20 protein-coding genes are annotated in these 21252 nt (G+C 63.6%); 6 read left to right on the plus strand and 14 right to left on the minus strand.

Going from position 1 to position 21252, the window contains the following annotated elements:
• Positions 1-16: 16 nt before the first annotated feature.
• Positions 17-979 carry a LysR family transcriptional regulator gene (locus tag MOP87_RS02835; RefSeq protein WP_242810104.1) on the minus strand — a complete coding sequence of 321 codons (963 nt, stop codon included), beginning with the start codon at positions 977-979 and terminating at the stop codon, positions 17-19.
• A gap of 133 nt (positions 980-1112) precedes the next feature.
• On the opposite strand from MOP87_RS02835, the gene MOP87_RS02840 reads away from it, so the two are divergent.
• Positions 1113-2639: a CoA-acylating methylmalonate-semialdehyde dehydrogenase gene (locus tag MOP87_RS02840; protein ID WP_027914371.1), complete on the plus strand. Its 1527-nt coding sequence runs from the start codon at positions 1113-1115 to the stop codon at positions 2637-2639.
• Between the two features lie 10 nt (positions 2640-2649).
• A complete protein-coding gene (mmsB, locus tag MOP87_RS02845) occupies positions 2650-3537 on the plus strand; it encodes a 3-hydroxyisobutyrate dehydrogenase (RefSeq protein WP_027914372.1) in 888 nt (295 codons plus the stop codon).
• Positions 3538-3597: 60 nt separating this feature from the next.
• Here mmsB and MOP87_RS02850 read toward each other — a convergent pair whose 3' ends face one another.
• The 7 genes from MOP87_RS02850 to MOP87_RS02880 all read right to left on the minus strand — a co-directional run bounded on the left by MOP87_RS02850 (position 3598) and on the right by MOP87_RS02880 (position 9489).
• A complete protein-coding gene (locus MOP87_RS02850) occupies positions 3598-3942 on the minus strand; it encodes a cupin domain-containing protein (RefSeq protein ID WP_023534343.1) in 345 nt (114 codons plus the stop codon).
• 155 nt (positions 3943-4097) lie between these two features.
• Complete coding sequence (locus tag MOP87_RS02855) at positions 4098-5030, minus strand: phosphatidate cytidylyltransferase (protein WP_023534414.1); 933 nt, start codon at positions 5028-5030, stop codon at positions 4098-4100.
• 1 nt (position 5031) lies between these two features.
• On the minus strand, positions 5032-5655 hold the full coding sequence (locus tag MOP87_RS02860) for a lysophospholipid acyltransferase family protein (protein ID WP_027914373.1): 624 nt from the start codon (positions 5653-5655) through the stop codon (positions 5032-5034).
• Between the two features lie 10 nt (positions 5656-5665).
• Positions 5666-6097, minus strand: coding sequence for a hypothetical protein (locus MOP87_RS02865; protein WP_028687611.1), 432 nt, complete (start codon positions 6095-6097; stop codon positions 5666-5668).
• Positions 6098-7852 carry a bifunctional alpha/beta hydrolase/class I SAM-dependent methyltransferase gene (locus tag MOP87_RS02870; RefSeq protein WP_242810105.1) on the minus strand — a complete coding sequence of 585 codons (1755 nt, stop codon included), beginning with the start codon at positions 7850-7852 and terminating at the stop codon, positions 6098-6100. It lies immediately after the preceding gene.
• Positions 7853-7882: 30 nt separating this feature from the next.
• Entirely contained in the window at positions 7883-8488 is a 606-nt protein-coding gene (locus MOP87_RS02875) for a CDP-alcohol phosphatidyltransferase family protein (RefSeq protein WP_027914376.1), read from the minus strand.
• A 113-nt stretch (positions 8489-8601) separates the two neighbouring features.
• Positions 8602-9489: a LysR substrate-binding domain-containing protein gene (locus tag MOP87_RS02880; protein WP_242810106.1), complete on the minus strand. Its 888-nt coding sequence runs from the start codon at positions 9487-9489 to the stop codon at positions 8602-8604.
• Positions 9490-9566: 77 nt separating this feature from the next.
• Between MOP87_RS02880 and MOP87_RS02885 the strand changes: the two genes are divergently transcribed.
• The gene (locus MOP87_RS02885) at positions 9567-10331 is read left to right on the plus strand and encodes a sulfite exporter TauE/SafE family protein (protein ID WP_145280294.1); all 765 of its coding nucleotides are present in this window, start codon (positions 9567-9569) and stop codon (positions 10329-10331) included.
• On the opposite strand, the gene MOP87_RS02890 is transcribed toward MOP87_RS02885, so the two are convergent.
• Positions 10321-10635 (minus strand): putative quinol monooxygenase, encoded by a 315-nt coding sequence (locus tag MOP87_RS02890; protein WP_027914379.1) that lies wholly within the window; start codon positions 10633-10635, stop codon positions 10321-10323. The genes MOP87_RS02885 and MOP87_RS02890 overlap by 11 nt on opposite strands.
• 154 nt (positions 10636-10789) lie before the next feature.
• Between MOP87_RS02890 and MOP87_RS02895 the strand changes: the two genes are divergently transcribed.
• The 3 genes from MOP87_RS02895 to ggt all read left to right on the plus strand — a co-directional run bounded on the left by MOP87_RS02895 (position 10790) and on the right by ggt (position 14146).
• A complete protein-coding gene (locus MOP87_RS02895; RefSeq protein ID WP_111475202.1) occupies positions 10790-11380 on the plus strand; it encodes an NAD(P)H-dependent oxidoreductase in 591 nt (196 codons plus the stop codon).
• Between the two features lie 82 nt (positions 11381-11462).
• A complete protein-coding gene (locus MOP87_RS02900) occupies positions 11463-12368 on the plus strand; it encodes a LysR family transcriptional regulator (protein ID WP_059183334.1) in 906 nt (301 codons plus the stop codon).
• Between the two features lie 110 nt (positions 12369-12478).
• On the plus strand, positions 12479-14146 hold the full coding sequence (ggt, locus tag MOP87_RS02905) for a gamma-glutamyltransferase (protein ID WP_242810107.1): 1668 nt from the start codon (positions 12479-12481) through the stop codon (positions 14144-14146).
• A gap of 132 nt (positions 14147-14278) precedes the next feature.
• Here ggt and MOP87_RS02910 read toward each other — a convergent pair whose 3' ends face one another.
• From MOP87_RS02910 to MOP87_RS02930, 5 genes are all read right to left on the minus strand, one after another.
• Positions 14279-16198: a methyl-accepting chemotaxis protein gene (locus MOP87_RS02910; protein ID WP_027914383.1), complete on the minus strand. Its 1920-nt coding sequence runs from the start codon at positions 16196-16198 to the stop codon at positions 14279-14281.
• Between the two features lie 205 nt (positions 16199-16403).
• Positions 16404-17285, minus strand: coding sequence for a neutral zinc metallopeptidase (locus MOP87_RS02915; RefSeq protein WP_027914384.1), 882 nt, complete (start codon positions 17283-17285; stop codon positions 16404-16406).
• Positions 17286-17433: 148 nt separating this feature from the next.
• On the minus strand, positions 17434-18519 hold the full coding sequence (trmA, locus tag MOP87_RS02920; RefSeq protein WP_027914385.1) for a tRNA (uridine(54)-C5)-methyltransferase TrmA: 1086 nt from the start codon (positions 18517-18519) through the stop codon (positions 17434-17436).
• Complete coding sequence (locus MOP87_RS02925; protein ID WP_027914386.1) at positions 18516-19811, minus strand: NCS2 family permease; 1296 nt, start codon at positions 19809-19811, stop codon at positions 18516-18518. Before MOP87_RS02925 ends, trmA begins: the two co-directional genes overlap by 4 nt.
• 201 nt (positions 19812-20012) lie before the next feature.
• A complete protein-coding gene (locus MOP87_RS02930; protein ID WP_027914387.1) occupies positions 20013-21233 on the minus strand; it encodes an MFS transporter in 1221 nt (406 codons plus the stop codon).
• Between the last annotated feature and the right edge of the window lie 19 nt (positions 21234-21252).

Consider the following 21252-nt stretch of genomic DNA (forward strand, 5'->3'; position numbering starts at 1 on the left):
ACGCTCGCCAGCGCCGTCAGGCCTGGTTGCAGGCCTTGGTAAAGCGCATCACCGTGTCATGCCCCATCATCAGTGGGGCATTGGCTTCGGTCACCTCGCGGATGTAGTCCCACAACAAGGTGATGCGCTTGAGCTTGCGCAGGTCTTCGCGGCAATACATCCAGAATTGCCGCGTCACTTCCACCTGCTCGGGCAGCACCGTCACCAGCCGCGGGTCCTGCGCGGCCAGGAAACACGGCAAAATCGCCAGCCCGCGGCCTTGAAGCGCAGCGGTGTACTGGGCAATCACACTGGTACTGCGCAGGTGGGCCGTGGCCCCAGGGATCAGGTTGGCCAGATACAGCAGCTCGGAGCTGAAGGCCAGATCGTCGACATAGCTGATAAAGGGATGCCCGGCCAGGTCGGCCACGGCCTGGATCGGCGCATGGCTGTCCAGGTATGCCTGCGTGGCGTACAGGCGCAGTCGGTAGTCGCACAGCTTGCAGCATACGTAGGGCCCGTGTTCCGGGCGTTCCAGGGCGATGACGATGTCCGCCTCGCGTTTGGAAAGGCTGATGAAATGCGGCAGCGGCAGGATATCCACTGAAATCGCCGGGTAGGCATCGACGAAGTGGCTCAGCTGCGGGGTGATGAAGAAACTACCGAAGCCCTCGGTGCAGCCCATGCGCACATGCCCCGACAGCGCCACCCCCGAGCCGGATACCTGCTCGCACGCCATGTGCAGCGTGCTTTCGATGGCCTCGGCATAACTGAGCAGACGTTGACCTTCTGCCGTCAGCACGAAGCCGCTGGTGCGCGATTTTTCGAACAGCAAGGTGCCAAGCGCGCCTTCCAGCGAAGTGATGCGCCGCGAGACGGTGGTGTAGTCCACGCTCAGCCGTTTGGCCGCGCTGCTGGCCTTGCGCGTGCGGGCCACTTCGAGAAAGAACTTCAAGTCGTCCCAGTTGAGCGCGCTCAGGGATGTGAGGTCTTTTTGCATGATGATCCGGAATTTTTATACGTTCTTGTAGGATGTTTGCACATCTATACTCGAAACATGCCCTCTTACGCCACCCCGCGTTAGCGACGGCGCTGGCGATCTCGTCCTGACAATAATTCCAAGGAGAACGCAGATGAACGCACCCCAGTCCCCTGACCAGACCAAGGTCGAGCAGGCCAAGCTGCTGATCGATGGTCAATGGGTGGAGTCCCGAACGAGCGAGTGGCGCGATATCGTCAACCCGGCCACCCAGGCCGTGCTGGCGCGTGTTCCGTTCGCCACCGCCGAGGAGGTGGACGCCGCCGTGGCGGCGGCCCAGCGTGCCTTTCTGACCTGGCGCCATACGCCGATTGGCGCGCGCATGCGCATCATGCTCAAGCTCCAGGCGCTGATCCGTGAACACAGCAAGCGCATTGCCCAGGTGCTGAGCGCCGAACAGGGCAAGACCCTGGCCGACGCCGAGGGCGATATCTTCCGTGGCCTGGAAGTGGTCGAGCACGCGGCTTCCATCGGCACCCTGCAAATGGGCGAATTCGCCGAAAACGTGGCAGGCGGTGTCGATACCTATACCTTGCGTCAGCCGATTGGGGTATGCGCTGGCATCACGCCGTTCAACTTCCCCGCGATGATCCCGCTGTGGATGTTCCCCATGGCCATCGTCTGCGGCAACACCTTCGTGCTCAAGCCCTCCGAGCAGGACCCGTTGTCGACCTTGTTGCTGGTCGAGCTGGCCGTGGAGGCCGGGGTGCCCGCCGGTGTGCTCAATGTGGTCCATGGGGGCAAGGCCGTGGTCGATGCCCTGTGCACACACCAGGACATCAAGGCGATTTCCTTCGTCGGCTCGACCGAGGTAGGTACCCATGTCTACAACCTGGCCAGCCAGCATGGCAAGCGTGTGCAGTCGATGATGGGCGCCAAGAACCATGCCGTGGTGCTGCCGGACGCCAACCGTACGCAAACCGTGAATGCCCTCGTAGGGGCGGCCTTTGGCGCTGCAGGCCAGCGCTGCATGGCCACCTCGGTTGCGGTGCTGGTGGGCAAGGCCCGCGAATGGCTGCCAGACATCAAGCAAGCGGCGAGCAAGCTCAGCGTGAACGCCGGCAGCGAGCCAGGTACCGATGTGGGGCCGGTGGTGTCCAAGCGGGCAAAGGAGCGTGTACTGAGCCTGATCGAGAGCGGCATCCGAGAGGGCGCCACCTTGGAACTCGATGGCCGCGACGTCAAGGTGCCGGGCTATGAGCACGGCAACTTCGTCGGCCCCACGTTGTTCTCGGGCGTGACCACCGACATGCAGGTCTATACCCAGGAAATCTTCGGTCCGGTTCTGGTCACGCTCGAGGTCGACACCCTCGATGAGGCCATCGCCCTGGTCAACGCCAATCCGTTCGGCAACGGCACCGGTCTGTTCACCCAGAGCGGCGCGGCGGCACGCAAGTTCCAGAGCGAGATCGACGTCGGGCAGGTGGGCATCAACATCCCGATCCCGGTGCCCGTACCGTTCTTCAGCTTCACCGGCTCGCGCGGCTCCAAGCTGGGAGATCTGGGGCCGTACGGCAAGCAGGTGGTGCAGTTCTACACTCAGACCAAGACGGTTACCGCCCGCTGGTTCGATGACGACAGTATCAACGACGGCGTGAACACCACCATCAGCCTGCGCTAAGGAGCACGTCATGCGTATCGCATTCATTGGCTTGGGCAACATGGGCGCCCCCATGGCCCGCAACCTGATCAAGGCCGGTCACGCGCTTGCCCTGTTTGACTTGAACAAGGAGGTACTGGCAGAACTCGGCGCCCTGGGTGGGCAGGTCAGCGCCTCACCACGCGAGGCGGTAGCCGAAAGCGACCTGGTCATCACCATGTTGCCGGCAGCCGCGCACGTGCGCAGCGTCTACCTCGATGACGATGGGGTACTGGCCGGGATCCGAGCTGGCACGCCCACCGTCGATTGCAGCACCATCGACCCACAGACCGCGCGCGAGGTGTCCAAGGCGGCGGCCGCCAAGGGCGTGGACATGGGCGATGCGCCTGTCTCCGGAGGCACGGGTGGGGCGGCGGCCGGTACGCTGACCTTCATGGTTGGAGCCAGCGACGAACTGTTCGCAGCGCTCAAGCCGGTGCTCGAGCACATGGGCCGCAATATCGTGCACTGCGGCGAAGTGGGGACGGGGCAGATCGCCAAGATCTGCAACAACTTGCTGTTGGGCATTTCGATGATCGGTGTGTCCGAAGCCATGGCGCTGGGCAATGCTCTGGGTATCGACACTCAGGTGCTGGCAGGCATCATCAACAGCTCCACCGGACGCTGCTGGAGCTCCGACACCTACAACCCCTGGCCTGGCGTGATCGAGACGGCGCCGTCCTCGCGTGGCTACACCGGCGGCTTCGGCGCCGAATTGATGCTCAAGGACCTGGGGCTGGCCACCGAAGCTGCGCGTCAGGCCCGCCAGCCCGTGATCCTCGGCGCCCTCGCGCAACAGCTGTACCAGGCCATGAGCCTGCGCGGGGAGGGTGGCAAGGACTTCTCGGCCATCATCGAGGCCTACCGCAAGCCACAATGATCAAAGGGTGCCGTCATCGTTGTACAGGGGGCCGCTCATTGCGCCCCCTGCGTCTGCCAATCAGGCGAAGACGAAGTATTTGCGCACCGTCTCGACCACCTCCCAGGTCCCCTTCATCCCTGGCTCGATCACGAACACGTCACCTGCCTTGAGGTGTTTCGGTTCCTCGCCTTCCGGGGTGACGATGCAGTAGCCGTCGAGGAAGTGGCAGTATTCCCACTTGTCGTAGTTGACTTCGAACTTGCCCGGGGTGCAGATCCAGGTGCCCATGATCTTGCTGCCGTCGGCCGACAGGTAGGCGTTCAGGTTCACGGTGTGCGGGTCGCCCCCGATGCGTTTCCACTTGGTCGCGTCCACGACCGGGGTGGGGCAGGTTTCACGCAGCACGGTGATGAAATCGGACATGGCACAACTCCTGTGACTGGTTGAATGACCCGTCACCATAGGCGTTGAAGCGCCCGCGCAGTTGCCTGAAGTCGACGTCCAGGTGTCTGGCCGCGCTGTTCGCGCAGGGTCAGCCCAAACTACCGGCTAACGCGCTACCAGGCCTTGGCGCCGTTTCAAGCCCACCAGTAGCGCACGAAGTGGAAAAACACCGGTGCAGCGAAGCAGACCGAGTCGATGCGGTCGAGCATGCCGCCATGGCCTTCGATCATGTGCCCCCAGTCCTTGACGCCACGGTCGCGCTTGATCGCCGACATCACCAGCCCACCAAAGAAGCCCATGGTATTGACCGCCAGGGCCATCAAGGCGGCCTGCCAGAAGCTGAACGGCGTGATCCAGCACAGCAGCGCGCCGATCAGCGTGGCCAGTGCCACGCCGCCGACCAGGCCCTCGAGGGTTTTGGAAGGCGACAAGTTGGGCGCCACCTTGCGCTTGCCGAACAGCTTGCCGCACACGTATTGCAGCACATCGCTGAGCTGCACCACCACGATCAGCCAGGCGATGAGCAACAGGTTGCGCCCCTCGAAGCCGGGGATCTCCAGGGTCATCAGCGCCGGCACCGACGATACGCAGTACACCGCGATCATCAAGCCCCACTGGACCTTCGAAGCCCGCTCCAGAAAGCGCGTGGTGTCGCCCCCAAGGCTGGCCAGGATCGGCAGCAACAGGAACAGGTAGACCGGAATGAAGATGCTGAACAGGCCATACCAGTCCATGGCGATGAGCACGTACTGGACGGGCAGCGCGATGTAGAACGCCGCCGCCAGGGCGGGGTAGTCACTGCGCCGGGTGGGCGTGAGGGTCATGAACTCGCGCAAGGCATAGAACGACACACCATAGAACAGCACGATCACGCCGTATTTGCCGAAGACGAAGGCGATGCCGATTACCAGCACCATGACCCACCAGGCATTGATGCGGGCGTTGAGGTTGTCGATCACCGCATGGGGCCCGGGGCCTGCGCGCCACTTCAGCACACGGCCGATCACACTGGCGAGCAGCAGCAGGGCGCCGATGCCGGCGAACAGCGCGAGGGTATTGTCGTGCATGTCAAACGTCCTTGGGGGCTAGATCGAGCAGGGCTTGGCCAGCCCGCTCCAGAAAGGCTTGCTTGCTTTCGTCGGCCTGCAGGTGCAAGGGTTCGCCGAAACTCAGGGTGCATAGCAACGGCAACGGCAAGGCGCGTCCCTTGGGCATCACCCGATTGAGGTTGGCGATCCATACCGGCACCAGCTCGACCTGCGGGTGGGCCGCCGCCAGGTGATACAGGCCACTTCGCAACGGCAACAAGGGCTCATCGCTGAGGTTGCGCGTGCCTTCCGGAAAGAAGATCAGCGAATCGCCCTGGGCCACGGCGTCGAGTACCGGTTGCAAGGGGTGGCCCTGGCCTTCGTCGCGATGTCGCTGGATTAGCACGCCATTGAATACCTTGCGGATGAGAAAATCGCGAATCCCCGGCTTGGCCCAGTAGTCGGCACCGGCTACCGGCCGAGTGCGACGCCGCAGCGTCTGGGGCAGCGATGCCCATAGCAGGACGAAATCGCCGTGGCTGCTGTGATTGGCAAAGTACAGGCGCTGCACCGGAAGGGGCGTGCACCCCAGCCAGAGGGCTCGCGCCCCGGTAATCAGGCGCGCGGCCGAGGTGATCAGGTAGGCGGTCAGGTTGGCGAGCATGGAACGTTCATCATCCTTTGATAGACAGTATCAGCAGGGTAGCCAAGGCCACCGTGAGTTGCAGGCCCAGGCACAGGCCCTGGCGACGCAGCAGAGCAAGCGCAGCCCGGCTGCGGACCGGCCAGGTGCGCGCATCGACTGGCTGCGGCTTGAGCCCGTGGTCGAACAACGCGCGGTCCAGTGCCTGGGTGTCTGCTGCCAGGTCCTGGCTGTTGGCCAGGTGCGCGAACAGGTCGGCATCGAGTGCAACGCGGATGGCCCAGTACTTGTGCAGCATGCCCAGGCCGATGAGCAGCAGGCACGGCACAAGCGACCAGGGTGACAGCGCCGCGCCAAGCAGCGGCACCAGGCCGAACCCGAGCGCCAGCAGGGTCATGCCGTCCGAGAGCCCTGCCAGTTGCCGGCCCCGGCGCAGCAGGCTGGCGACCAACACAAGGTCCACTCAGCGCACCCGTTGAGCGAGGCTGACACTGAAAATTCCCCACTCGTCGATGCGCTGGGTCACCTTGCGAAAGCCTGCCGCCTCCACCAGCTGGTCCATTTCTGCCTGGCTGCGACGACGCATCACCCAGGCCTCGCCACCCCGGTGGCTGGTCAAGGCACGCGCAATCATCTCCAGTTGCGGGTGCCACGGTTGACCGGTGTAGACCAGGTAACCGCCATCCTCCATTGCCTGTGCCAGGCCAGCCAATGAGTTGCTCACCAGGGTGTTGCTGGCGAACAGTTCGTACAGGCCTGATACCACTGCCAGCGTCGGAGGCTGTTCCAGCGTCGCCAGGCTAGGGCGGTCGAAGGCATCGCCCTGGACGAAACGGGCAATGTCCCCCAGGCCCTTTTCCTGGATCAGCGCGGTGCCTTGTTGCACGTTGAGCGGGCTGTAATCGCGCAGCAGGATTGATTCTGGGCGTTGATCGACCTGTTGCAGGGCTTCTAGAATGTAGCGGCCATGGCCGGCTGCGATATCCACGATGTGCACGGGTCGGCCGGCCTCGCGTAGACGATCCATGGCCAGGCGCAGCAGTGCTTCCACATTCAGCTTGCGCTGGCGAATGCCACGCCAGCCGATGGCATTGAGGTAGTTCTGGTCGACCAGGCGGCCCAGCGCGCCTTTGCCTGCAGGCTGGTTGCGGTACACGTAGTCCAGTGTGCTGCCCGAATCGAAACCCGTGTCGAAGCCTAGCCGCACGCCGTCCGCTACCTTGCTGCCCAGGCGCAGACCGGCTCGGGTGGCGCGCCAGTAAAGCCCGCGCAGCGAGTGGCGGGGCAAAGGCGCGGCCAAGCTTTCGGCCTCGGCGCAACTGGCGCCGGTCTTGTCCGCATCGAGCAGCGAAGGCCGCTCGGCAGGGCAGGCGAAGCAGTGCTCGACGAAACGCTCGATACGCCGTAAAGCGTGTGCTCGCTCACGCTCGCCCAAGGTGTCGTGGAAGAACCCCGGCAGCACGTGCATCTCCTTGCGCGCACTGCCCAGACGGTCGAAGAAGCGCTGCTGGGGTGCTCGCTCGACCACCAGGTCTGTACCGGAGACCAGCAGTTGCGTGGGTAGCTGGATGGCCTGGGCGTCGGCCACCACACGATCGGCGGCTTCGTACAGCCCTAGCAGCATGGTCACCGAAATGGGCCGGCTGATCAGCGGGTCTGCCTTGTACGACATGACCCGTTCCGGGTCATGGGTCAGCAGTTGTGGCTTGACGTAGCTGTTGACGAAGAAATTGCCGCGCACGGCCTTGAGCAGCTTCAGGCCAGGGCGTGCCAAGGGGACGTACAGCTTGACCTTGAACGCCGGAGACGCCAGCACCAGGCAACGCACCTTGGGTGCATAGTCATGCGCCCAGGTGGCCACCAGCACCGCGCCGACGCTCTGCGCCAGCACCACCAGGTCCTGTTCGGCCAGCCCGTGACGGGCCTGAATGTGCTCGATGAACGCCTGCACGTCGCGCACGCTGGTCGCGAAGCTCGGGCTGTCCCCGCGTGCGCCGGGCGACAGGCCATGACCGCGGGCATCCCAGGCGAAAAAGTCATAGCCCGGCATGTCCAGCTCATCGGCCAAGTGGGCGATTCGCCCGCCGTGTTCATGGCCACGGTGGAACATCACCACCGCCCGACGCGGCTGGTGTTCGTTGCGCGTGGCGGGCCAGTGGCGGTAATGCAGCTCGACACCGTCATGGGTGGAAAAATGCAGGCTTTGCGCTTGGCGCATGGTCGATATCCTTATGCGACGGGCGAAGACTCAGCGGGTTTCAGCCAGCCCGCGACGCACCCGGTTGTAGAGGGTATAGAGGCAGAGCGCCAGGACCACAAGCAGCAAACCATTGATCCAGGTACCGTCAAGCACATCCAGGGCGACACCGGTACCCAGTACGCCAAAGGCGAAGGCGCGGTCGCTCTTGCCCATGGGCCCGTCATAGCGGCGCGAGGCACCTGCCAAGGGCCCCATCACGCCAGCGTATTCGCTGATCGTCGCCAGTAGCACCACCATCACCACCAGCGGCGGCCACACGCCTACCAAGAGGGCGAACGGCAGGTACAGGGCGGCATCGGCGATCACGTCGCACAGCTCGTTCAGATAGGCGCCAAGGGTGGATTGCTGGCCAAATTCCCGTGCCAGCATGCCGTCGATGGCGTTGAGCGCCATGCGCAGCAGCATCCATATGGGCACCAGGATGAACAACCCGTGAAGGTGGGGCAGGGCCGCCAGCAGCAGCCCTAGCGCAACGGAGATGACGGCAGCGGTGAGCGTGACCTGGTTGGCCGTCACGCCCCTGTCGTACAGGCGCTGCACCAGAGGCCGCAGCAGGGCCTGGAAACGGGGTTTGAGCTGGTAGATCGAGGCCACTGGCAAGTCCTTTTTGGTGGGGCGTTGTCGCGCATTCTGTTGCAGTCTTGGTGGCCGGTAAAGCCGCAGGCACCGGCGCTCTTGCCACTGACCTGGCTGCGCGACAAGAAGTTTCAGGCACACCCGGCGAATACGCTGACCAATGCCGCTGCGTAGCCTGGCAGGGCCGCAAAGTCGCGCGCGCACAACAGCAACTTCCGGTTAGCCCAGGGTTCCTGCAGTGCCATGGCCCGCAGCGGCAACATCCCTTGCCAGCGCTGCACCGCCGCCAAGGGCACGACCCCGACGCCGGCACCGCCTGCGACCATGCGCAACACGCCTTCGAAGCCCTCGGCACGAACCCTGACGCGCATGCGCTGGCCTGCACGCAGCGCCTGCTCTTCCAGGTAAAGCGCCAGGGCACTGGCCGGCCCGAGGCCGACGTGACCATGGGCCAGGCTGTCGACGAAGCGCGGCGAGGGAAGGTTGACGAGCGGGTGATCCGTTGGCGTCACCAGTACCAACGGGTCGTCGCGAAAGGGCTGCGTCTGTAGATGCTCGCTAGGTGCTGCGCTGGAGATGATGCCCAGGTCGGCCATGCCCTGGGTGATGGCCTGCACGATGCGCAAGCTCGGGTATTCCTGCACATCCACGCTCATGCCTGGGTTCTGGGCAAGGTAGGCCGCCAGCAGTTCGGGCAGGTATTGGGTCAGGGCCGCGGTGTTGCACAGCAAGCGCACCTGGCCTTGATGCCCCTGCGCGTACTGACCCAGGTCGAATTGCAAGCGCTCGACCTGCTGGGCGATGAGCCGGGCATGTTGCAGCAATGCCTGCCCGGCGGGCGTGGGGCTGACACCTCGGCGATTGCGCAGCAGGAGCGCAACGCCCAGGGACGCCTCCATGGCACGAATCCGGGCGCTGGCTGCTGGCAGCGACAAGTGGCTACGCCCAGCACCGGCGGTGATGTTTCCACACTCGACGGCGTGCCGGAATAGGGTCAGGTCAACAAGATCAAAATGCACGTGGCTCTATCCAGGCAAGAGGCTGACCACGAATATGACAGATGTTCAGCGCGTCATGCATTGGCCATGATGGGCACATGATGACATTTACAGCGTTTTACCAAGACCTTGGCCCACTGCTGACTGCGTTGGTGTTTGCCACCTTTGTTCTGGCAGGTGCCGTCAAGGGCGTGATCGGGCTCGGCCTGCCGACCGTGGCCATGGGGCTGCTGGGCCTGGCTCTGCCGCCCGCGCAGGCTGCTGCGTTACTGATCGTCCCATCCACCGTGACCAATCTCTGGCAATTGGCGGCAGGAGGGCATTTGCGAGCGTTGCTACGCAGGCTGGGCCCGATGCTGGCCATGATCTTTATCGGCACCTTGCTGGGCAGTGCGTGGCTGGGCATCAGCAGTGGCCCCTGGGCCGCGCATGCACTGGGAGGCGCACTGATTCTCTATGCCGTTTATGGACTGGCTGGGCCGGCCTTGCGCATTGCCCGGAAACGCGAAGGGTGGCTCGGCCCTGTCTGCGGCCTGGCTACCGGAGTGATCAGTGCGGCCACGGGTGTGTTCGTGATGCCGGCAGTGCCGTACCTGCAAAGCCTTGGGCTTAGCCGTGACGAGATGATTCAGGCCCTTGGGCTGGCATTTACGGTGTCCACCCTGGCGCTGGCTGTGGGCCTTGCCGGGCAAGGCGCACTCGGCGGCCCGGCGCTGGGTGCTTCTTTACTGCTGGTGGTGCCCGCCCTGCTTGGCATGCAGGCGGGCCAGTGGCTGCGCCGACGCGTCAGCGCACAGGTGTTCCGCCGCTGTTTCTTGGTGGGCCTGATGCTGCTGGGCGTGCATTTGCTGATCAACGGTTAGCGGATGAGTCGCTGAGCATGTCGACCCGTTGGACCTCGAAGTCGCGCTCCAGGTAATCCATGCGCCGGTCGAAAAAAGCAGCCATGTGCGGCAGGGCCGAGTGCACATCCAGTGCCGCCTTGTTCGCCCAGACTTCGAAGAACACGAACAGGCTCGGGTCCTGCTGATCGCGCAGCATGTGGTATTCGACACAGCCGGGTTCTTGTCGGCTGGGCTCGACATAGGGCCGGAACAGTTGCTCGAAGGCTTCTGCCATTTCCGGGCGTGTCTTGGCTTTGAGAATGAAGGCGTATTGCTCGTTCATGAGGGTCTCCTGCTTCGTAAGTGCCAAAGATTAAGCAATAATCCCGGTCGATTCGTGATCTTGAGTCAAATGTATTTTGCTGTTGATTGGCTGTTTCCCAACTGCGCCTGACCTTAACCTGCCTGCAATCAGTGATCAGGTCCGGGAGGCCCCCATGAAAAACATCTTGCTACTCAACGGCGGCAAACAGTTTGCCCATTCCGCAGGCCAGCTCAATAGCACCCTGCATGAGGCCGCACTGGCGCACCTTGACCGTGCAGGTTTCGACGTGCGCCAGACCTTCATCGACGGGGGCTATGACGTCCAGGAGGAGGTGGAGAAATTCCTCTGGGCTGACGTGGTGATCTACCAGATGCCAGGCTGGTGGATGGGCGCGCCCTGGACCGTCAAGAAGTACATCGATGAGGTCTTCACTGCCGGGCACGGCAGCCTGTATGCCAGCGATGGTCGTACCCGCTCGGATCACACGCAGAAGTACGGCAGTGGTGGGCTCATTCAAGGCAAACAGTACATGCTGTCGCTCACGTGGAATGCACCGCAGCAGGCGTTCGACGAGGCTGACGACTTCTTCGAGGGCAAAGGTGTGGATGCGGTGTACTTCCCCTTCCACAAGGCGCAGCAGTTCCTGGGCATGAGCGGCTTGCCGACCTTCCTGGCCACCGACGTCATGAAGCGCCCGGATGTCCCGGCAGCGCTGGCGGCCTATCAAGTGCACCTGGAGCGGGTGTTTGGCAGGGCTCGGTAGACCTCTGCCTTGATGGCTCTGCTGGACTTCCCTTGCGCAAGCGGCTATCTAGACCCTGGCAACTCTACCCGCAGGCCTTGATGTGAAAACCCGATCCGAAGAACTCCAGGTGTTCGTCGCCGTCATCGACTGTGGGTCGATCTCTGCAGCGGCCGCCCAAATGGGCCAGACGCCCTCGGCGGTCAGCCGAACCCTGGCGCGCCTTGAGGCCAAGCTGGGCACCACGCTGGTCAACCGCACCACCCGGCGCATGGACCTGACCGAGGAGGGGCGGTTCTTTCTCGAACAGGCAAGGCAGGTGCTGCGGCAGATGGACGAGCTGGAAGAGCGCCTGGCGATGAACCGGCAGACGCCCATCGGTCGCCTGCGGGTCAACGCGGCCACGCCATTCATGCTTCACGCCATCGTGCCCTGGATAGGCGAGTTCCGGCAGCAGTACCCCGGCATCGACCTGGAGCTCAACACCGACGATTTGATCATCGACCTGCTTGAGCACAGTACCGACGTGGCTATCCGCATCGGTGAGCTGGCCGATTCCAGCCTGCACGCGCGCAACCTGGGTTGCAGCCCGGTGCAGGTGCTCGCCAGCCCGGCTTATCTGGCGCGTTACGGCACCCCCCAGCGGGTCGAGGATCTGGCCGATCACTGCCTGCTTGGCTTCAGTCAACCCGAGACGCTGAACCAGTGGCCCCTGCGCCATGCCCAGGGCGAACACTGGACCATTCGGCCTACGCTGGTCGCTTCCAGCGGCGAGACGCTGCGACAACTGGCGCTGGCCGGGGAGGGCATCGTCAGCCTGTCGCACTTCATGACCCACGAAGACATTCGCAGCGGCCGCCTTCAGGTCGTGCTGCCCCAGGCCAACAACGGCCATCGTCAGCCCATCCATGCGGTGTACTACCGCAATACCCAGCTGGCCCTGCGCATTCAATGCTTCCTGGATTTCATCCAGCGCAAGTTGGCCATCTACGCCTGTTCAGTTGCCTGAACGCGACATCTGCTGCCTAGGGGCGGCGCGTCATGGACGATGAGATTGCACAGGCCTGACGCTTGGGTCTTACTGACGGTCCCACAAGAACAACACCCAAGGAATGTGTCATGCGTAGCGTCCCTTTCCAGTACCTGGCTCTGGCAGCCGCGCTGTTGGGCAGCTCATCGGTGTACGCCGTTGCCCTGGAGGGCGGGGCTGTCGCCGCGCCTGATCAGTACGGCGCCCAGGTAGCCGCCGATATCCTGAAAAAAGGCGGCAACGCGGTCGATGCCGCGGTAGCCACCGCATTCACGCTGGCAGTGACTTACCCCGAAGCCGGCAACATTGGCGGTGGGGGCTTCATGACGTTGTTCGTGGACGGCAAGCCCTACTTCCTTGACTACCGTGAAGTGGCGCCCAAGGCGGCCACGCGCAACATGTACCTGGATGACAAAGGCGAAGTGATCGAGAACCTGAGCCTGGTGGGTGCCCGTGCTGCAGGCGTGCCAGGCACGGTGATGGGCTTGTGGGAGGCCCATCGCAAGTTCGGCAAGCTACCGTGGAGCGAGCTGCTGACACCGGCCATCGGCTACGCCAAAAACGGCTTCAAGGTCGCCGACAAGCAGTATCAGTACCGCAACGATGCCCAAGGCATGTTCAAGACCGCCACCAACTTCAACGACTACTTCGGCAGCATGAAGGTGGGCGAGCTGTTCAAGCAACCCGAGATGGCCCAGACCCTCGAGCGCATCGCCGACAAGGGCGTGAGCGAGTTCTACCAGGGCAAGACCGCCGACCTGCTGGTGGCGCAGATGCAGGCCGACAAGGGGCTGATCACCAAGCAGGACCTCAAGGACTACAAGGCCGTGTGGCGTGAGCCCATGGCCGTCAGCTGGCGCGGCAATGTCGTGTACACCGCGCCCCCGCCCAGTTCCGGTGGCGTTGCCCTGGCCCAGCTGCTGGGCATCAAGGAGGACCGTGCCGCCGATTTCAAGGGTGTGACGCACAACTCTGCGCAGTACATCCACCTGTTGGCCGAAATTGAAAAACGCGTTTTCGCCGACCGGGCCGACTACCTCGGTGACCCGGCTTTCATAAAAGTGCCCGTGGACCAGTTGGTGGCCAAGGATTACCTGGCCAAGCGTGCGGCTCAGGTCAATCCCAAGGCCATTTCCGCTACCGATCAGGTCAAGCCCGGGCTGGAGCCGCACCAGACCACGCATTTTTCCATCGTCGACAAGGCCGGCAATGCGGTCAGCAACACCTACACGCTCAACCTCGACTACGGCAGTGGCGTGGTGGTCAAAGGTGCCGGGTTCCTGCTCAATGACGAGATGGACGACTTCAGCGCCAAGCCGGGTGCCGCCAATGCGTTCGGCGTGATCGGTGGCGATGCCAATGCCATCGAGCCGGGCAAGCGCATGCTGTCTTCCATGAGCCCCAGCCTCATGACCCGTGACGGCAAAGTGGAGCTGGTGATCGGCACACCGGGTGGGTCGCGCATTTTCACCTCGATCTTCCAGGTGATGAACAACCTGTATGACTACGGCATGCCGCTGGACAAGGCAGTGGCTGCGCAGCGGGTCCACCACCAGTTGCTGCCCAAGGACACGATCTATTTCGACAGCTATGCGCCGCTAACCGGGCAGGTGGCTGCTGATCTGAAAAAGATGGGTTACGTGCTGGAGGACCAAGGCTGGGAGATGGGCGACATCCAGGCCATTCGGGTCAACGGACAGACGCTTGAGACCGCGTCCGACCCGCGTGGCCGTGGAGTAGGGATGGTGGTGAAGTGAAGGGCTGATGGCGCGCCGGTTGCTGGCGCGCCGAAGTGCGAGCACTCAGCCAATGGCTGAGGCTTGCGGCAACAGCAGAGGCCGTTGTGCGGCCTCTGCTACGGGCCACCACGCCCAACCCACTGCCTCAGGTCAAACGCGGAACCGGCTGACCAGCATCTGCAACTCGCCCCCCAGGCGCGCCAGCTCAACGCTCGACGCCGCCGTCTCGTCGCTGGCAGAGGCCGTCTGCTCCGACACATCACGCACATTCAGAATGCTGCGGCTGATCTCTTCGGCAACCGCGCTCTGCTGCTCGGCTGCGGCGGCAATCTGCTGGTTCATCGACTGGATGCTCGACACGGTGCCCGTGATGTTCTCCAGCGACTCACCGGCCTTGCGCGCCAGGTCGACACTGCTGTCGGTCAAGGCGCGGCTGCCCTGCATGGCATTGGCTACCTGCTGGGTGCCGTGCTGCAGGCTGGCGATCAGCTCCTCGATTTCCTCGGTCGACTTCTGCGTGCGCTGAGCCAGCCCGCGCACTTCGTCTGCCACCACGGCAAAACCGCGTCCGGCTTCGCCTGCACGTGCCGCCTCGATAGCCGCGTTGAGGGCCAGCAGGTTGGTCTGCTCGGCCACCGATTTGATCACGTCCATGACGCTGCCGATCTTCTGGCTTTCCTGCTGCAACGCAGTCATGGCCTCGGTGGAGCGGTGCATGTCCTGCGCCAGGCGCTCGATCTGGCTGATCGCCTCGCCCACCACCCGATCCCCGGCCCGCGCCTCGCCATCGGCACCTGTCGCCGCCTGCGAAGCCTGTTCGGCATTGCGTGCCACCTCCTGAACCGTGGCGGCCATCTCATGCATTGCGGTGGCCACTTGGTCGGTCTCGACTTTCTGGCTATTGGCACCGGCACTGGTCTGTTCGGTCACGGCCGACAGCTCCTCGGCAGCGCTGGCGATCTGGGTCACACTATCGCGAATGCCCCCGATCAGCTCGCGCAGGGTCGTGCCCATGCGGGCAATGCCTTGCTGCAGCACCCCCAACTCGTCGCGGCGGGTGACATGCAACTGTTGGGTCAGGTCGCCGCTGGCGATTTTCTCGACCGCCGCCAAGGTGTCCTGCAACGGCCGGGTGATCTGCCGGGTGATCAGGACGGCGGCCACGATACCCACCAGCAACGCCAGCAGGGTAGCGATGGTCTGCAAGGTGCGCGCCTGGCTGCTTTCGACATCGCGACGCTCCAGCTGGATCTTGTACAGCGCATCGCTGTGCTTGACGATGTCCGCGCCCTGGACCGTCATCTCGGCGCGAGCACCGGTAATGGTGGTCACGGCATCGCGGAATTGACGCGTAGCTTCACGGTAGTCGGTGACTGCGCGCTCGAGCTGTTGCACCCGGTCGCTTGGGCCGGACAGCTCGCGCTTGAGACTATCGACCACCGCGAGCGCCGCATCGAGCTGGCGCAGAGCCGCCTGTTCATTGTCCGCCGTGTTGTCGGCGATGTAGCCGCGCACATCGATGCGCACCTGCATCAATTGCTGGCGGGCCTTGCTGATCAGTTGGTACTGCGCAAGGCGCACGCTGTCGGCCTCGGGCCGAGCCATGACTTCCTGGCTCAAGGCTTCCATGGCCTGGTCCGCCTGGCTACCGGCGCGGGTCATGGCGGCGCGTGCGGCACGACTGGCGTCGTAACCCTGGCGCATCTTGGACAGCGATACCTTGTAGGCACTGATGATGTCGCCCAGTTCGCCCAGCAGCTTGACGTTTTCGGGGCTCTTGAACGTGTGCTCCAGGTAAGCTTGCTGCTTGCTGAAGGTATCGAGCTTGGCCAGGGTATTGGCAGCCGCGGCATCATCGCCGTTGGCGATCATGTATTGCAGGCGGGCGATACGCAGGTCGGTAAGGTCCTTGTTCAACTGGCCGATGTCGCTCATCCAGTTGCTGCGGTCGATGAGACCGCCCAGGCTCGTCCAGCCCACCAGGGCCAGCAGGCCGGTCAGGATCAGCACCAGGGCGAAGCCCAGGCCGAGTTTGAGGTTGACGCTGATATTGGCAAACCAGCTGTTCATGCACGCACTCCAGAAGTTGTTTTCGCTCTCTTGATCTCCGATCGCAAGGCGTTGTTATTCTGGCTGCCCGCTCAATCGTGCTGGAGTTATCGGCCGTTGGCGAGGAAGCTGAAACGCTTTTTCAGCCGTAGGGGCGATACGGCGCGTTTCAGCGACCACAGGTGCTGCAATGGACGAATCAATCAGGACGCAACGCTGAGCACCTTCAGAGAGTACGCGCGCTGAAGGTGTCGCAGCTGTCGACGTCGCCTTCGGCGAACCCGGCCTTGAACCAGCGCACGCGTTGGGCCGAGGTGCCATGGGTGAACGAGTCCGGCACCACGCGCCCTTGACCCTGCTGCTGCAGTCGGTCGTCACCGATGGCGTTGGCGGCATTGAGCGCTTCCTCCACATCGCCAGGTTCCAACCAGTTCAGGCGTTTCTGTGCCTGGTAGGCCCACACGCCAGCAAAGCAGTCGGCTTGCAGTTCCTGGCGCACCAGTAGGCCATTGCTGCCTTCCATGCGCTGGCCGCTACGCCGTGCCGCGTCCACCTTGGCCGACACGCCAAGCAGCGTCTGCACATGGTGGCCGATTTCATGGGCGATCACGTACGCCTGGGCGAAGTCGCCAGCAGCCGAGAAGCGTGTTTCCATTTCTCGGAAGAACGACATGTCCAGGTACACCTGCTGATCCGCCGGGCAGTAGAACGGCCCGACCGCCGCTGTGGCAAAGCCGCAGGCAGAATTCACCTGACCGTTGAACAGCACCAGCTTGGGGTCCTTGTACTGTTTGCCGGACTGGGCGAACAATGCTTGCCAGGTGTCTTCGGTGTCGCCCAATACGGAGGCGACGAATTCCGCCTGCTGGTCATTGGCCGGAGGCGCCTTGCCATCGGTCACGGCAGGCGCTTGCTGCTGCATCTGGCCGGTCAATTGACCAAGGATCTGCAAAGGGTCCTGGCCCGTCAGCCAGCCGATCCCGACAATCAGCAAGATGGCGCCAAGTCCCAGTCCTTTGCCACCGCCAAAGCGCATACCACCGCCACCGCCACCTGCGCCCCGTGCATCGACCACATTGTCGCTACGCCGGCCTTTTCGCCATTCCATGAGTGCTCTCCAGAGCGTGAAACAAGAAGACAAATATTAGTTCAACACAGCCTCAGGTGTCAGGGCACCTGCGGCTGTCTAGCGCATTGGAGATGGCCGGGGCGCCTGAATTCAATTTCATCGTCCCCGGCCTGCACAGGGTCCAGGCTCAGCGCCGCACCAGCAGCACACCGCTTTCCATGTGGTGGGTGTAGGGGAATTGATCGAACAACGCGCAGCGTTCGATCCGGTGGGTGTCGTGGAGCTGGGCAATGTTCGCCGCGAGTGTTTCCGGGTTGCACGAAATGTACAGGATCCGCTCGAAACGTCGGGTCAGCTCGCAGGTGTCCGGGTCCATGCCGGCGCGCGGCGGATCAACGAAGACCGTGCCGAATGCGTAGCTTTTCAGATCGATGCCTTCGAGGCGGCGGAAAGGGCGCACTTCGTTCAGCGCCTGGGTCAGCTCTTCAGCCGACAAGCGCACCAGGCGCACGTTATCCACAGCGTTCTCGGCCAGGTTGCTCAGTGCGGCGTTGACCGAGGTCTTGCTGATCTCGGTAGCCAGCACCTGGCGCACGCGGGTGGCCAGCGGCAAGGTGAAGTTGCCGTTGCCGCAGTACAGTTCCAGCAGGTCGTCATCGCGATCGCCCATGGCCTCGAAGGCCCAGCTCAGCATCTTCTGGTTCACGGCGCCGTTGGGCTGGGTGAATGCGCCTTCAGGCTGGCGATAGCTGAACACACGGCCGGCCACGTCGAGCTTTTCAACCGCATAGTCACGACCGATGACCAGGCGCTTGCCCTTGGAGCGGCCGATCAGGCTCACGCCCAGATCTTGGGCCAGTTGCCGCGCGGCCACTTCCCACGCTTCGTCCAGTGGGCGGTGGTAGCACAGCGTGACCATCGCATCACCCGCCAGGGTGGTGAGGAATTCCACCTGGAACAGGCGATTGCTCAAAGCCTCGCTGGCCTGCCAGGCCGCCTTCAGGCGCGGCATCAGGTCGTTGATGCGCTGGCTGGCAATCGGGAAGTCGTCGATCAGGATAGCCTTGTGCTTCTCGCCCGGGGCGAACATCGCATAGTGGCGCTGGCCGTCCTCGCGCCAGAGGCGGAATTCCGCACGCAGGCGATAGTGCGCGCGCGGCGAGTCGAAGACGGCGGGCTCCGGCGCACCGAAAGGTGCGAGCAGCTCGCGCAGGCGGGCGGTCTTATCCTGCAGTTGCGCGTCATAGGCGCTAGGGTCGAATGCAGCACTCATGCGTTGAACCAACCCAGTTTGATGACGAACAGGATGGAAAGAATCACCAGGGCCGCGTTCAGGTCATGGCGACGCCCGGAAATGAGTTTCACGGCGGTCCAGGCAATGAAGCCGAAGGCAATGCCGTTGGCGATCGAATAGGTCAGCGGCATGGCCAACGCGGTGACCACCACTGGGGCTGCTTCGGTGACGTCGTCCCAATTGATTTCCGCCAGGCCCGAGGCCATCAGCACGGCGACGAACAGCAACGCCGGCGCGGTGGCGAAGGCCGGTACGCTGCCAGCCAGCGGTGCGAAGAACAGGGCCAGCAGGAACAGCACGGCGACCACGATGGCCGTAAGGCCCGTACGCCCCCCGGCGCTCACGCCAGCCGCCGACTCGATATAGCTGGTGGTGGTCGAGGTGCCCAGCAGCGAGCCGGCCATGGCGGCGGTGCTGTCGGCAATCAGGGCACGGCCCATCTTCGGCATGTGGCCATCCTTGCCCATCAGCCCTGCACGTTTGGCCACGCCGATCAGGGTGCCGGAGTTGTCGAACAGGTCGACGAACAGGAAGGCGAAGATGACGCTCACCAGGCCCACGTCCAGCGCGCCGGCGATGTCCAGTTGCAGGAAGGTCGGCGCCAGCGAAGGCGGCATGGACACGATGCCCCCGAATGGCGTGACGCCCATGGCAATGGCTGCCACGGTCACGGCCAGGATGCCGATCAACACGGCGCCGCGCACCTTCAACGCTTCCAGGCCAACGATCAGGAAGAAGCCCAGTGTGGCCAGAATCGGTGCCGGCTGACGCAAGTCGCCCATGCCCACTAGGGTTGCAGGGTTATCGACGACGATGCCCGCATTGTGCAGCGCGATCAGCGCTAGGAACAGCCCGATGCCCGCAGCAATGGCCGAGCGCAGGGGCAGGGGAATGCTGTTCACGATCCATTCCCGGATTCGGAAGATCGACAGCAGGAAGAACATCACCGCCGACAGGAATACCGCACCCAGGGCTACTTGCCAGGTGTGCCCCATGTGCAGCACCACGGTGTAGGTGAAGAACGCGTTCAGGCCCATGCCCGGCGCCAAGGCGATCGGGTAGTTGGCGATCAGGCCCATGGTGGTCGAGCCAATGGCCGCCGCCAGGCAGGTGGCGACGAACAGCGCACCCTTGTCCATGCCCGTCTCGCCGAGGATGCTCGGGTTGACGAAGAGAATGTAGGCCATGGCCAGGAAGGTGGTGACGCCCGCCAGTATCTCGGTGCGCACATTGGTGTTGTGTGCTTTTAGTTGAAACAGCCTTTCCAGCATGCCCGCTCCCCGAGGCGCCCCCGGCGCCATGAATATGTCGACCCCATCAGCAAAGCACAGACCGTACCGGCTGCCGTGATTTCTATGGGGCAGAAAAAAGCCGCGCATCATACCAGCATGCCGGGCAGGGGCCTATGGCCGTCTGGGAATAGGCTGGCCGCGCCCGGTGCGCCTGGCGTACAGGGCCGCTGGGGCGGCCTTTCAGTCTTCGTGCAAACGGTCCCGGTTGGCCAACGTGGGGAACAGTTTTATCCACACTCCCGTCACCACCAAGGTGCCCACCCCACCCATGACGACGGCTGGCACCGTACCAAACCAGTGCGCGGTGACCCCCGATTCGAATTCGCCGAGCTGATTGGAGGCACCGATGAACAGCCCGTTGACGGCGCTGACGCGCCCGCGCATTTCGTCCGGGGTATGCAACTGCACGAAAGCGCCTCGAATGACCATGCTAATCATGTCGGCAGCGCCCAGTACCACAAGGACCGCCAGGGAAAACCAGAAGGATGTGGACAGGCCGAACGCGATAGTGGCCACGCCAAAGACGCCCACCGCCGTGAACATGGTTCGGCCCACCTTGCGCTCGAAGGGAAAGCGCGCCAACCACACCGACATCAGCAACGCGCCTACTGCGGGCGCCGAACGCAGCAGCCCGAGCCCCAGCGGCCCTGTCAGCAGGATGTCCTTGGCAAATACCGGCAGCAGCGCTGTGGCCCCGCCCAGCAGCACGGCGAACAGGTCCAGCGAGATGGCGCCCAGGATATCCGGCCGGCTGCGAATGAAACGAATGCCGGCCAGCAGCGACTCGACGGTGGCACGGCCCCGTTGAACGACTTGTCCTCGCGCCTGCAGGCTCAGGGTCAGCACACAGGCTATGGCATACAACGCCACGGTCGGGCCGTAGACCCAGCCGCTGCCGAATGCGTACAGGAAGCCGCCCACGGCGGGCGCCACAATGGTAGCCGACTGGGTCGCAGAGGCCGACGCGGCGACCGCCCGTGGAAACAGGCCCGCGGGCACGACGTTGGGCAGCAGCGCCTGGGTCGCCGGCATCTCGAACGAACGGGTGGCGCCGAGCAGAAACGCCAGCACGAAAATCAGTTCGCGGCTGACCTGATCCGTGGCGCTGCCCAGCGCCAGGGCCAGTGCGATCAGCCCTTGCAGGCATTGGCACAGGGCGGCAACCTTGCGCCGGTCATAGCGGTCTGCCACATGGCCGGTGTGCAGCATGAACAGCACACGGGGTGCGAACTCCACCAGTCCGACAAGTCCCAGGTCCAGCACGTTGCCGGTCAGCTGATACAGGTGCCAGCCAATCGCCACGGTCAACATCTGGAATCCGCTGGCGGTGAAGACCCGTGCCAGCCAGAACGCCAGAAAAGGGCGATGGTGACGCAACAGCGGCGGTTCAGTCTCGGACATCGGACACCTGTGACCTCGA

It is taken from the genome of Pseudomonas sp. I3-I5 (genome assembly GCF_022699445.1).
GTDB lineage: Bacteria > Pseudomonadota > Gammaproteobacteria > Pseudomonadales > Pseudomonadaceae > Aquipseudomonas > Aquipseudomonas fulva.

Excerpts from the sequence above, each read along its gene's own strand:
- ggt (WP_242810107.1), top strand. The coding sequence starts at position 12,479 with ATGCGTAGCGTCCCTTTCCAGTACCTGGCTCTGGCAGCCGCGCTGTTG.
- mmsB (WP_027914372.1), top strand. The coding sequence starts at position 2,650 with ATGCGTATCGCATTCATTGGCTTGGGCAACATGGGCGCCCCCATGGCC.
- MOP87_RS02885 (WP_145280294.1), top strand. The coding sequence starts at position 9,567 with ATGATGACATTTACAGCGTTTTACCAAGACCTTGGCCCACTGCTGACT.
- MOP87_RS02850 (WP_023534343.1), bottom strand. The coding sequence starts at position 3,942 with ATGTCCGATTTCATCACCGTGCTGCGTGAAACCTGCCCCACCCCGGTC.
- MOP87_RS02930 (WP_027914387.1), bottom strand. The coding sequence starts at position 21,233 with ATGTCCGAGACTGAACCGCCGCTGTTGCGTCACCATCGCCCTTTTCTG.
- MOP87_RS02840 (WP_027914371.1), top strand. The coding sequence starts at position 1,113 with ATGAACGCACCCCAGTCCCCTGACCAGACCAAGGTCGAGCAGGCCAAG.
- MOP87_RS02855 (WP_023534414.1), bottom strand. The coding sequence starts at position 5,030 with ATGCACGACAATACCCTCGCGCTGTTCGCCGGCATCGGCGCCCTGCTG.
- MOP87_RS02910 (WP_027914383.1), bottom strand. The coding sequence starts at position 16,198 with ATGAACAGCTGGTTTGCCAATATCAGCGTCAACCTCAAACTCGGCCTG.
- MOP87_RS02870 (WP_242810105.1), bottom strand. The coding sequence starts at position 7,852 with ATGCGCCAAGCGCAAAGCCTGCATTTTTCCACCCATGACGGTGTCGAG.
- MOP87_RS02835 (WP_242810104.1), bottom strand. The coding sequence starts at position 979 with ATGCAAAAAGACCTCACATCCCTGAGCGCGCTCAACTGGGACGACTTG.
- MOP87_RS02915 (WP_027914384.1), bottom strand. The coding sequence starts at position 17,285 with ATGGAATGGCGAAAAGGCCGGCGTAGCGACAATGTGGTCGATGCACGG.
- MOP87_RS02890 (WP_027914379.1), bottom strand. The coding sequence starts at position 10,635 with ATGAACGAGCAATACGCCTTCATTCTCAAAGCCAAGACACGCCCGGAA.
- MOP87_RS02895 (WP_111475202.1), top strand. The coding sequence starts at position 10,790 with ATGAAAAACATCTTGCTACTCAACGGCGGCAAACAGTTTGCCCATTCC.
- MOP87_RS02860 (WP_027914373.1), bottom strand. The coding sequence starts at position 5,655 with ATGCTCGCCAACCTGACCGCCTACCTGATCACCTCGGCCGCGCGCCTG.
- MOP87_RS02925 (WP_027914386.1), bottom strand. The coding sequence starts at position 19,811 with ATGCTGGAAAGGCTGTTTCAACTAAAAGCACACAACACCAATGTGCGC.
- trmA (WP_027914385.1), bottom strand. The coding sequence starts at position 18,519 with ATGAGTGCTGCATTCGACCCTAGCGCCTATGACGCGCAACTGCAGGAT.